Genomic DNA, 11,637 nt, shown 5'->3' with positions numbered 1-11,637 from the left:
CGCTCGCCACCCGGCGCGCGTCGAGCTGGGCGAGCGCCGCCGCGGCCAGGGCGACGGCCGACTCGGCGGCCCCGAAGGCGTCCCCGGGCCCGCGGCCGGCGGCCGTGCACAGCAGCCGGTGCCGCAGCGCCATCGCGGGCGTGGTGAACACCAGCCCCTCCGGAACGGTGGGGTCGCCGCCCAGCAGCGAGGCGAGCAGCGGCTCCGAGGGCACCAGCTCGGTGTAGCGGTCGGCGCCGCGGGGGTGCGCGAACTGCTGCTCGCTGCCCAGCCGTTCGACGTAGACCGACGCGGGGTCCATCGTCTGCTCGACGCCGTCCACCCGCGCCCGTACGACACCGTCGCGTACGAGGACGAGCCCGAAGACCTCCGCGGGGCGCACCGGCGTCCACCCGGCGGGCGGAGCGCCGCAGCACACGTCGGCGACGCAGAGATCGTCGGCGGTCAGGAGCGCGTGCCGGGTCACGGCCATGGAACCGAGCCTTGCACACGGGGGCGCGGATCGCGCACGAACTTACAAGCGCGGACCGGCGAGGGGGCGGGAGCGTGGCCGGCGTACGGCGGTGCCTGGCCGCCGGCGTGGCGAAAGGGAGCGGTGATGAGAGGGACGTACGACGGGAACGGCGGGCCCGGGAGCGGCGCACAGGAGAACGGCGCACAGGAGAGCGGGGAGCAGGGGAGCGGCGCGGCGGACGCCGCGGGCGCCTGGGGGCGGCGGCGGCTGCTGCGGGGCGCCGGGGCGCTGGCCGCGGGCGCGGTCGTTGCGGCGGCGCCGGGCGCGCCGACGGCCGCGCCGAGGTCGCGGGGTGCCGCGTACGACGGGCCGGTCGACGGTCTGGTGGACGGCCCGGTGGACGGCCCGGGGGGCGCGGCCGTGTTCCGGGCCGGGCGGTTCGAGGTGGTGGCGCTGCTGGACGCGCACGGGACGTTCCCCATGTCCCGCGAGGAGGCCTTCCCCGACGCCGGCGCCACCGCGTGGGCGGACGCGCGGCGCGTCGACCCGCGGGCCTTCGGGCCCGGCGGCGCCTGGGAGCTGGACTTCCGCTGCTTCGCCGTACGGCGCCCGGGCGGCCGGGTCGTCCTCGTGGACTCCGGTGTCGGCCCGGCCGACAGCCCCGCCGCGAGCTGGGCGCCGGTCCCGGGCCGGCTGCACGAGCGGCTGGCCGCCGCCGGCATCGAGCCGGCCGACGTCGACACCGTCGTGCTCAGCCACCTGCACGAGGACCACTACGGCTGGTCCGTGACACCCGACGGCGAGCCCGCCTTCCCCCGCGCCCGCTACGTCGTCCAGGCCGCCGAACTCGCCGCCCTCGCACCCGACGACGCCGCGACGACGTACGCCGTCGCCCCGCTGCGCGCGGCCGGCCGCCTCCACGCCGTCGACGGCGGCACCCGGCTGGTCGCCCACCGCGGCGGGGACGCCGTCACGCTCGTACCGACGCCCGGGCACACGCCGGGGCACCAGTCGGTCGTCGTCGACGGCGGGCACCGGCGGATCGTCATCGCCGGGGACGTCGTCGTGCACGCGGTGCAGCTCGTCGACCCCGCCGTGCGGTACTTCTTCGAGGAGGACCCGGACCTCGCCCGCCGCACCCGGCGCCTGCTGCTGGAACGCGCCGAGGAGCGCCGCGCGGTCCTCGCCACGGCGCACCTGAACCGGCCGTTCGTCCGGTTGTGCTGACCCCGGGCGGCGCCCGCCCCTCCCGCCCCCTCCCGTACGCGACCGGGCGCGTCAGGAGGGGCGGGGTTCCCCGGGGCGGTAGCTGGCCCTGATGTGGACGCGCTCGCCCTGGGGGCCGAGGATGCTGAGGAACTCCACGGCGCGGTCGTCGGCGTTGCCGAACCAGTGCGGGAGGTGGGTGTCGAACTCGGCGACCTCACCCTCGGCGAGGACGAAGTCCCGGTCGCCGAGGACGACGCGGAGCCGCCCGCGCAGGACGTACAGCCAGTGGTAGCCCTCGTGCGCGCGGGGGTCGGGTTCGCGGCCGTCGGTCAGGCCGGCGGGCAGGATGTGCTTGAACGCCTGCGGCCCCCCGGGCTTGCGCGTCAGCGGCACCACCGTCATCCCGTTCCGGGTGAACGGCTGCGGATACACCCGGGGGTCGACGTCGGCCGGAGCGCCGATCAGCTCCTCGACCGGCATCCGGTAGGTCCTCGCCAGGGGCAGGAGGAGTTCCAGGCCCGGTTTGCGCACCCCGGACTCCAGGCGGGACAGGGTGCTGACGGTAATGCCGGTGGCCTCCGACAGCGCGGTCAGGGTGATCCCGCGGCGCAGCCGCAGCTCGCGCATCCGCGGCCCGACCGCGGCCAGCACCCCGTCGAGGTCGTCGTGCACGGGTTCACCGTGCCCGCCCTTTGCGTTTTCCGCAAAGAAACTCGCCCGACCGGCTCCCGGACAGGACGGTGGACAGCCCGCGGCCGCCGGTACGCCGCCTCCCGCGCCGACCGCCGGCAACGAACCGACGAGAGGGCCGAATCTGATGGACAGCGAACGCTGGGACGCCATGTACGACAGCCGCGACCGGGTCTTCAGCGGCAACCCCAACGGCGTGCTCGTCACCGAGACCGCCGGCCTGCCGCCGGGCCGGGCGCTCGACGCCGGCTGCGGCGAGGGCGCCGACGCGCTCTGGCTGGCCCGGCGCGGCTGGCAGGTCACCGCGGCCGACGTCTCCGGGGTCGCCCTGCGCCGCGCCGCCGCCACGGCGCCCGCGGACGTCCGCGACCGCGTGTCGTGGGTACGGACCGACCTGCTCGCCACGCCGCCCCCGGCCGGCGCCTTCGACCTGGTGTCCGTCCACTACTTCCCGCTCGTACGCCTGCCGGGCCACGCCGCGCTGCGCGGCCTCCTGGACGCCGTCGCCCCCGGCGGCACCCTGCTCTTCGCCACCCACGCCCTCGCGGACCTGCCCCCGCGCTCGAGGGAGGGCCCCGCGCCCGCCGACCACTACCAGCCGGGCGACATCGCCCCGCTCCTCGACTCCACCTGGAACGTCCTGGTCAACGAGACGCGCCCGCGCACCACCCCGGCCCCCGCCGGCACGAACCACGCGCACGACGCCGTCCTGCGGGCGCGCCGCATGCCGTGACGGCGGGGCGACGCCGAGGGGAGCGGCTCCGGCCGGTCACCGGGGCGGCCACAACCACAAATGGCCCACCGCCATCAGGTGCAAGTGGCCCACCTGACTGGGCTGCTTCCCTCCTAGGGTGGGACGCGTGACCGCAACCGCGCCCGTCAGGCGACCTTCGCCCGCCGCTGCCCGCGGTGCCCCTGAGCGTCCCCCTACCCCGAGGAATCCCTCATGCAGGCCATCACCGTCCAGGACCGCGACGCCGGCGTCGGCGGCCTGACCCTCTCCGAGCTGCCCCACCCGCACGCCGCCGAGAACGACGTGATCGTGGAGGTCCACGCCGCCGGATTCACCCCGGGCGAGCTGGACTGGCCCGGCACGTGGACCGATCGGGCCGGCCGGGACCGTACCCCCAGCGTGCCCGGCCACGAGCTGTCCGGGGTGGTCGCCGAACTCGGCTACGGCACCACCGGCCTGACGGTCGGCCAGCGCGTGTTCGGCCTGACCGACTGGACCCGCAACGGCTCGCTGGCCCAGTACACGGCGGTCGAGGCCCGCAACCTCGCCCCGCTCCCGGCCGACGTCGACCACCTCACGGCCGCCGCGCTGCCGATCTCCGGGCTCACCGCCTGGCAGGCCCTGTTCGACCACGCGCACCTGGTGACCGGTCAGAGCGTGCTCATCCACGGTGCCGCGGGAGGCGTCGGCTCCCTCGCCGTGCAGCTGGCCCGCGAGGCCGGCGCCCGGGTGATCGGCACCGGCCGGGCCGGCGACCGCGACACCGCGCTGGGCCTGGGCGTGGACACCTTCGTCGACCTCCAGGCCGAAGGGCTGGCGGACGTCGGCGAGGTCGACGTCGTGTTCGACGTGATCGGTGGCGAGATCCTCGAACGCTCCACCGCGCTGGTCCGCCCCGGCGGCACCCTGGTCACCATCGCCGAGCCGGTCACCGTCCACCCCCGCGACGGGCGTGCCGTCTTCTTCGTCGTCGAACCCGACCGGACCCGCCTGGCCGACCTCGCCCGGCGGCTGCGGGACGGCCGCCTCAAGCCGGTCGTCGGCGCCGTCCGGCCGCTCGCCGAGGCGGCCTCCGCGTTCGCGCCGGACAAGCGCACCCCCGGCAAGACGATCATCCGCGTCACCGAAGGCTGAGCGGACCCCCTCGCATCCCGCATCCCGCATACGCCCGTACGCCGACGCCGCGCCGCCCGGCGGGGCGTCGGCGGCTCCACCGGCGGCGGTTCCACCGGGCGCGGCGGCCCGGCCGCGCTGATACTGAAGCCGATCCGTACGGCCGTGGCGCGAGGCCGCCACGGACGCCCGCCGGGATGAGGGACGTCCATGACGCACGTACCGCAACAGGACCGCGGCGGCACCGGGCGGAATCCGGGAGACCCGCGCCGGCGGCGGGGTCTCGCCCGGTTCGTCTGCGGGCGGCGCACCAAGTGGGTGACGCTGGCGCTGTGGCTCGTGGTGATCGTCGCCCTGGCCCCGCTCGCCTCGAAGCTCACCGGTGCCCAGGACAACGACGCCCAGTCCTGGCTGCCCGGCAGCGCCGAGTCCACCAAGGTGCTCGACGCCTCCAAGGACTTCCGCGACGAGCGGACGCCGGCGGTGGTGATCTACGCCCGCGAGGACGGACTCACCCGAGCGGACCAACGGCGCGTGTCCCGGGCGGCCGAGGGCATCAAGGAGCTGCGCGCGCACGGGATCCGCGGCTGGGAGAGCACCGGGCCCGTGTACGACCGCCGCGAGAACCCCCGGGCGGCACAGATCCTCGTACCGATCACGATGGACGAGGACGGCTGGGAGCAGATCGCGCCCGCGGTGGACCGGATCCGCGAGGTCAGCGGGACCAGCGCAGACGGGCTCTCGGTCCACATCACCGGTCCCGGCGGCACCTCGGCGGACTTCGCGGAGGCGTTCGAGGGCATCGACTCCACGCTGCTCTACGCGGCCGCCTCGGTGGTGATCATCGCCCTGCTGGTCACGTACCGCAGCCCCACCCTCCTGCTCGTCCCGCTCTTCTCGGTGATCGCGGCGCTGCTGACGGCACAGGCGATCGTCTACCTGCTCGCCGAGCACGCCGGGCTGACCGTCAACGGGCAGAGCGCGGGCATTCTGCTGGTGCTGGTCTTCGGCGCCGGCACGGACTACGCGCTGCTGCTCGTCGCGCGCTACCGGGAGGAGCTGCGGCGCCACCACGACCGGCACGAGGCGATGGCCGTGGCCGTGCACCGGGCGGGCCCGGCGGTGCTGGCCAGCGGGGCGACCGTGATCATCAGCCTGCTGGTGCTGGTCTTCGCGGAGATGAACTCCACCAGCGGACTCGGCCCGGTGTGCGCGGTCGGTGTCACGCTCTCGCTGCTCGCGATGCTCACCCTGTTCCCGGCGCTGCTGGTGATCGTCGGCCGCTGGATCTTCTGGCCGCTCATCCCGCACGAGGGTTCCCGGGAGCCGACCGAGCACGGGATGTGGGCCCGGATCGGTGCCCGGATCAGCCACCGGCCCCGGGCCGTCTGGAGCGTCACCGCGATCGTCCTGGCCGCGCTCTCGCTCGGCATCCTGCAGCTGCGTGCGGCCGGGCTGGCCAACAAGGACGCCTTCACCGACACCCAGGACTCCGTCACCGGCCAGCAGATCTCCGCGCGGTACTTCCCGGCGGGCAGCGGCGACCCGCTCGTGATCGTCACCGACACCGACCGGGCCCCGGCGGTCAAGCGCGTGGTCGCCGGGACCGAAGGCGTCGTCCCGGACTCGCTCGCGGTACCGCAGGGCACCCGGCGCTCGTACGAGGGCAGAACCCTGTTCGAGGCGACGATGACCGACCCGTCCGACAGCGCGGCCGCCAAGAAGACGGTGGACCGGGTCAGGGACGCCGTGGACGCGGTCCCGGGCGCCGAGACGCTGGTCGGGGGCGGTACGGCCGCGCTGCTCGACGCCGACGACGCCTCGGTCCGCGACAACAAGCTGGTGATGCCGCTGGTCCTGGTGGTCGTCCTGCTCGTCCTGATGGTGCTGCTCCGGGCGGTCGTGGCGCCGCTGCTGCTGATCGCCACGGTGGTGCTCTCCTACGCGGCGGCGCTCGGCATCAGCGCGCTCGCCTTCCGGCACCTCTTCGACTACGCGGGGGAGGACACGTCCTACCCCTTGTTCGTCTTCGTCTTCCTGGTCGCCCTGGGCATCGACTACAACATCTTCCTGGCCACCCGGATCCGCGAAGAGGCACGCAGACAGGGCACCCGCCCCGGCACCCGAACGGCCCTGGCGGCTACCGGCGCGGTCATCACCTCGGCCGGGCTCGTCCTCGCGGGCACCTTCGCGGTGCTCGGCACCCTGCCCGTCACCGCCTTCGCCGAGATCGGCTTCGCGGTGGCGGTGGGCGTGCTCCTGGACACCTTCATCGTCCGGTCCGTCCTGGTGACCTCCCTCTTCCTCGACATCGGCCCGAGGATCTGGTGGCCGCACCAGCTTCACCGCCAGCACGCCGAACGCCCGCCCACGCGGGGAGCGTTGCACTAGCGCAGCCCCGGGCACACCGCCGCGGCACACCGCGTTCGACCGCCGCTGGGGGGTGACTACGAGAGGGGAGAGGAGCGCCGCAACCTGACCTGCCGGGCCGGTTCTGTGGGACGATCGCCCGTGGCGAGTCGGCTTCGTCGTCCGGGGCCGGTCGTGAGGTGGCTTCAGGTTCCTGACCTGCAGGTTGGGCCCTCCCTGGGGGAGGAGGGCAGCCCTGCGCCCCCGGCAGGACTCGAACCTGCGACCAAGCGCTTAGAAGGCGCCTGCTCTATCCGCTGAGCTACGGGGGCCGGTGTGGCGTGGAACGGTGGCCGGGCTCGGCGGATCCGTGACCTTGCCAGGGGTCAAGGATAGGGCTCCGTTGAGCCACACCCGGTAGCTTCACTCCGGCACCACCTTGTGGAGGTTCAGTGAAGCGTCCTGATAATCGCAGGCGAGTGCGATTCGCGCATCGCTTTTTTCAGCGCGTCGCCGGTGGTGTTGTGCAGTCGTTATGCCCGGGGGGCGGGAGCTTCTGGGTTGAAGAAGGCGCGCTGCGGCGCTAAACGCTTTCAAATTCGGATGGAAGCGGGCATTCTTCGCATGTGGCGACCTCGGACGTACGGCCTGACCTGCTGAGCGCACTCTCCGCCCTGCGCGAGTGCGTCGCCGCCGCGCGCTTCCCGCTCCCCCTGCCCGGGGCGGCCGGGGCGCGGCGGAGCAGAGCGGAACTGCTCGCGCAGCTCGACGACTATCTCGTTCCCCGGCTGCACCGGCCGGACGCGCCGCTGCTCGCGGTCGTCGGCGGGTCGACGGGGGCGGGGAAGTCGACGCTCGTCAACTCGCTGGTGGGCAGATGTGTGAGCGAGTCGGGCGTGTTGCGGCCCACGACGCGGATGCCCGTCCTCGTCTGCCATCCCGACGACCAGTCCTGGTTCGCCGGCCAGCGGGTGCTGCCGCACCTGACGCGGGTGTGGATGCCGCGGCAGGACGCGGCGCACGGGCGCGTCGAGGCGTACGAGTCGTACGGCGCGTACGAGGCCCAGGAGGTGGACGAGCCGTACGGGGGCGACGAGGGCGCCGGGGGCGGTGGTGGCGTCGGCGGCGGTGTCCGTGCCGGGTACGGGGCCGGCCGCGCGGCCTCCGGGGCGTACGGCGGACGCGACCTCTACCGCGTCCCGCGCGGCCCGGCGCGCGGCGCCGCGACCTTCGGGGAGGGCGGCGGCGGGCCCGACGGGACCCTGCTGCGGATCGAGGTCGACGAGAACGTGCCCTCCGGCCTCGCCCTCCTCGACGCCCCCGACATCGACTCCCTCGCCGGGCACGCCCGCGAGCTGGCCGCCGAGCTGGTGTGCGCCGCGGACGTGTGGGTGCTGGTGACGACCGCCTCGCGGTACGCGGACGCGGTGCCGTGGCACCTGCTGCGCACGGCGAAGGAGTACGACGTCAGCCTGGTCACCGTGCTCGACCGGGTGCCGCACCAGGTCGCCGGCGAGATCTCCCTGCAGTACGCCTCGCTGCTGCGCCAGGCCGGCCTCGGCGACGTGCCCCGCTTCACCGTCCCCGAACTGCCCGAGTCCGCCGGCGGCGGCAGCCGCCTGCTGCCCGCCACGGCGGTCCAGGAGCTGCGCGACTGGCTCGCGCACCGCGCCCGGGACCCCCGGGCGCGCGCCGACGCCGCCGCACGGACCGCGAACGGCGTGCTCGCGTCGCTCCGCTCCCGGGTCACGTCGCTGGCCGGGGCGTGCGCCGCGCAGCACGCGGCGGCGACGCGGATGGCGCACCGCGTGGAGCGGGCGTACGAGGAGGCCGCCGAGAAGGCGCACGCCGACCTCGTCGGCGGCGCCGCCTTCGCCGGCGACGCCCTCGCGCACTACCGCAACCGCGCCCTCACCGGCGCCTCCACCGAACTCCTCGACGCCCTGACCGGCAACGTCACCGCCGTCCTGGCCTGCGCCGTGGCCGCCGCCGACGAACGGGTCACCGCCGAGCTGCGCCGCGAGCCGGGCGCGGCGGCGCTGCCGTTCGGGGCAGCGGGGGCGGGGGCGCAGGAGCGGGTGGGGGTGCTCGTACGGCGCTGGCGCCGGTGCCTGGAGGAACTGGCCGACGAGGCGCTGCGCGCCGCCGGACACGGACCGGACGCGGACCCGGAGGAGGCGGCGGCGCTGCTGGCCGTGGCGCTGCTCGACGGCTCGAACGGGCGCGGGGCGGCGGACGGGCTGACGGAGCTGCTGGGCGCGAAGGCCGGGCTGCGGCTGCGGAGCCGGGGCGGGCGGCTGCTCGGCACGTACTTCGAGCGGGCGCTCGACGGGGAGCGGGACCGCCGGCTGGCGGCGATCGACGCTCTGGAGGCGCAGTCCGGCCAGCAGGCCCGGTTGATCGCGGCCATGTCCGTGCTGCAGCGGGAGAAGTGACGGGAGAGGTGAGCGGGGTGCGCTCGGAGGAGACGTCGGGACGCGAGTCGGCGGAGGTTCCGCTTCCGATTGGGGAGGCCACGGAGCCGGTGCCGGCGGCGGGCGGGGCGGACCGCGGGGCCGAAGTGGCCGAGTTGCGTGGGGTCGCGGGGGGCGCGGGCCCGGGCGCGCGGGCGGAATCGGACACCGGGACGGGCGCGGGTGTGGGAGAGGCGTGTGCGCGTGGTGACGGCGCAGACGGGGGTGACGGCGGTGATGGCGGGGCTGGCGAGGATGGCGGGTTCGGCGAGGACCTGCCTTCGGTGCCGGCCCCGGTCGGGATGTGGGACGACGGGCTGATCGCGCGCCGCGCGGCGCGGTGGGGCGTACGGCGGGTGCGTCGGCGGGCGGAACCGGCGGAGGGCGCCGCGGAGGCGGCCGGCTCCGGGGCGGAGCCGGAGGGCGAGGCTGCCGACGTGTCCGGTGGGGCGGTGGCGACTGCGGCGGAGGAGACGGGGGTTGAAGAGCCGCCCCGGGCTTCGGAGCCGGAGCCGGAGTCGCAGCAGGAGCAGGAGCAGGAGCAGGAGCAGGAGTCCGGGCCGGAGCCGGAGCCGGACCGGGAGGCTTCGCCTGCGGACGGGGTGGATGCGGGATGTGCGGGTGAGGTGGCCGGTGCGGCTGGGGCGGATGGCGGTAGGCGAGAGGGCGGTGTCGCGGAGATGGGCGCAGACGACGGGACGGACGTGGCGGCGGCGGAGCCGGCGGACGGCGGTGGCCCGGGCGGCGGGTCCGACGGCGCTGGGCCGGTGGACGACGGCGGGTTGACCGGCGGTGGGGCCGCGGGCGGCGCGGGGTCCGGTGCCGAAGTGACCGACGGCGGCTCCGCGGACGGTACGGGGGACAGTGAGAGCAAGCGCCTTCTCAGCGCTTGGTCGCAGGAGCCCGGGGCGGGTGCCGGGGACGGCGATCTGGCGGATGCCGGCGAGCGCGGCGATGCGTACGACGGGGACGGCGCCGCGGGGCAGGGGCCCGGCGGTGCGCACGCGGACTACGGCGCGGACGCGGGGATGCCCGGAGGATTCGTACCGCGTGCCGAAGGCCCGCTGCGCGGGCGGCTCGACGCCCTGCGTGAGCTGGTCGGCCTCTCCCGTACGCGACTCGACGGGCGCACGCTCGCCGAGGCCGGCCGCGTACTCGACGAGGCCGCCGACCGGCAGCGGCTCTCCCTCGACCACGCCGTCGTCGCCATCGCGGGCGCCACCGGCAGCGGCAAGTCCAGCCTCTTCAACGCCCTCGCCGGCACCCCCCTCTCGGAGGTCGGGGTGCGCAGGCCCACCACCTCCCAGCCCGCCGCGTGCGCCTGGCGCGGCGCCGGGGACCACGCGCCGACCCTGCTGCTCGAACGCCTCGGCCTCCCGCCGCGCGCCGCCCGGCCGCTCCGCGACGACCTGGGGCTGCGCGGGCTCGTCCTCGTCGACCTGCCCGACCACGACTCGGCGGTGGACGAGCACCGCGCGCGCGTGGAGCAGCTGCTGCGCCGCGTGGACGCGGTGATCTGGGTGGTGGACCCGGAGAAGTACGCGGACGCGGCGCTGCACGAGCGGTATCTGCAGCCGCTGGCGGGCTACGCCGAGGTGATGTTCGTCGTCCTCAACCAGGTCGACCGGCTGCCCGCGCACGCCGTCGGGCAGGTGCTCGACGACCTGCGCCGGCTCCTCGACGAGGACGGCGTCGCGCTCGGCGAGCACGGCGAACCCGGCGCGTGCGTGCTCGCGCTGTCCGCGCTCACCGGCGAGGGCGTGGCCGACCTGCGCGCGGAGCTGGTGTCGTTCATCGCGGAGCGCCGGGCCGCCGAGCGTCGGCTGACCGCGGACGTGGACGGGGCGACGGCGCGGCTGCTCGACGTGTACGTGGGGGAAGGCGGCGGGGGCGGGCTGGACGAGCGGATCCGGGCCGAGTTCGAGGACCGGCTCGCGGAGGCGGTGGGCGCGGCGGCGACCGGGCAGGCCGCGGAGCAGCGGTGGCTGCGTGAGGCGGAAGAGGCGTGCGGGGCGCGGCTGGCGCAGCTGTGGCGGCGTCGGCGGGCGGCGCGGGCGGCCGGCGGTTCGGCGGATCCGGCGGGCGCGGGCGGTCCGGGCGGTTCGAGCGGTTCGAGCGGTTCGGGCGGTTCGGGCGGCTCGGGCGACGGTGCCGCGGACGGGGCGTCCGCGGGCGTGGGCGCGCTGATGCCGGAACCGCGGTCCGGTGAGCAGGAGTTGGTCCCCGCGCGAGCGGTGGTGGAGCAGGCCGTACGGACCGTGGCCGAGGAGGCGGGCGCCGGGCTGCCGGCGCCGTGGGCGAAGGCGGTGCGCGAGGCGGGGGTGCGCGGAGCGGAGGGGCTCGCGGACGGGCTGATGCGGACCGCGCCGGGCGGGGCCGCGGGTGCGGGTGAACCGGGCGCGGACGCGGGTGCGCCGGACGGGGGCGAGCCGGGTGCCGGTGAGGCGGCGGCGGGCGAGTCGGGCGGGGATGAGGCGCCCGCCGGCGGAACGGGTGCGGGCGGGGGTGCCGGGGCGACTCGGCCGGGTGGCGTGCCGCGGCCGCGGTGGTGGTCGGCGGTGGGCGCGGTGCAGAGCGGGCTGCTCGGTTGATGGGCGGCACGGTCATCGGCGTGATCGTGCCGCGCATCAACCGGG

The 11,637-nt window shown here is 76.0% G+C and carries 7 protein-coding genes, 1 tRNA gene and 1 pseudogene; 6 read left to right on the top strand and 3 right to left on the bottom strand.

Features of this window, described 5'->3' with window-relative positions; translation table 11 throughout:
* Positions 1-472: pseudogene (locus ABD317_RS26735) on the bottom strand (AraC family transcriptional regulator); the annotation flags it as partial.
* Positions 473-598: 126 nt separating this feature from the next.
* On the opposite strand from ABD317_RS26735, the gene ABD317_RS26730 reads away from it, so the two are divergent.
* Complete coding sequence (locus ABD317_RS26730) at positions 599-1,681, top strand: MBL fold metallo-hydrolase (RefSeq protein WP_344292754.1); 1,083 nt, start codon at positions 599-601, stop codon at positions 1,679-1,681.
* A gap of 51 nt (positions 1,682-1,732) precedes the next feature.
* Here the strand turns inward: ABD317_RS26730 and ABD317_RS26725 are convergent, their stop codons facing one another.
* Positions 1,733-2,290 (bottom strand): helix-turn-helix domain-containing protein, encoded by a 558-nt coding sequence (locus ABD317_RS26725; RefSeq protein WP_344292758.1) that lies wholly within the window; start codon positions 2,288-2,290, stop codon positions 1,733-1,735.
* 190 nt (positions 2,291-2,480) lie between these two features.
* Here ABD317_RS26725 and ABD317_RS26720 point away from each other — a divergent pair, with 190 nt between their 5' ends.
* From ABD317_RS26720 to ABD317_RS26710, 3 genes are all read left to right on the top strand, one after another.
* Positions 2,481-3,086, top strand: a complete 606-nt coding sequence (locus tag ABD317_RS26720) for a class I SAM-dependent methyltransferase (protein WP_344292752.1) — start codon at positions 2,481-2,483, stop codon at positions 3,084-3,086.
* Between the two features lie 213 nt (positions 3,087-3,299).
* On the top strand, positions 3,300-4,220 hold the full coding sequence (locus ABD317_RS26715; protein WP_344292750.1) for an NADP-dependent oxidoreductase: 921 nt from the start codon (positions 3,300-3,302) through the stop codon (positions 4,218-4,220).
* A gap of 189 nt (positions 4,221-4,409) precedes the next feature.
* Positions 4,410-6,590, top strand: a complete 2,181-nt coding sequence (locus tag ABD317_RS26710; protein WP_344292748.1) for an MMPL family transporter — start codon at positions 4,410-4,412, stop codon at positions 6,588-6,590.
* A gap of 217 nt (positions 6,591-6,807) precedes the next feature.
* Here the strand turns inward: ABD317_RS26710 and ABD317_RS26705 are convergent.
* Positions 6,808-6,880: transfer RNA gene (locus tag ABD317_RS26705), tRNA-Arg, on the bottom strand.
* Between the two features lie 294 nt (positions 6,881-7,174).
* Here ABD317_RS26705 and ABD317_RS26700 point away from each other — a divergent pair.
* Positions 7,175-8,983, top strand: coding sequence for a dynamin family protein (locus ABD317_RS26700; RefSeq protein WP_344292746.1), 1,809 nt, complete (start codon positions 7,175-7,177; stop codon positions 8,981-8,983).
* A 302-nt stretch (positions 8,984-9,285) separates the two neighbouring features.
* Positions 9,286-11,592, top strand: coding sequence for a YfjP family GTPase (locus ABD317_RS26695; RefSeq protein WP_425582444.1), 2,307 nt, complete (start codon positions 9,286-9,288; stop codon positions 11,590-11,592).
* Positions 11,593-11,637 lie beyond the last annotated feature (45 nt).

Source organism: Streptomyces synnematoformans, from assembly GCF_039531005.1.
In the GTDB taxonomy this organism is placed as follows: Bacteria; Actinomycetota; Actinomycetes; order Streptomycetales; family Streptomycetaceae; genus Streptomyces; species Streptomyces synnematoformans.
This window is presented reverse-complemented; position numbering and strand designations above follow the sequence as displayed.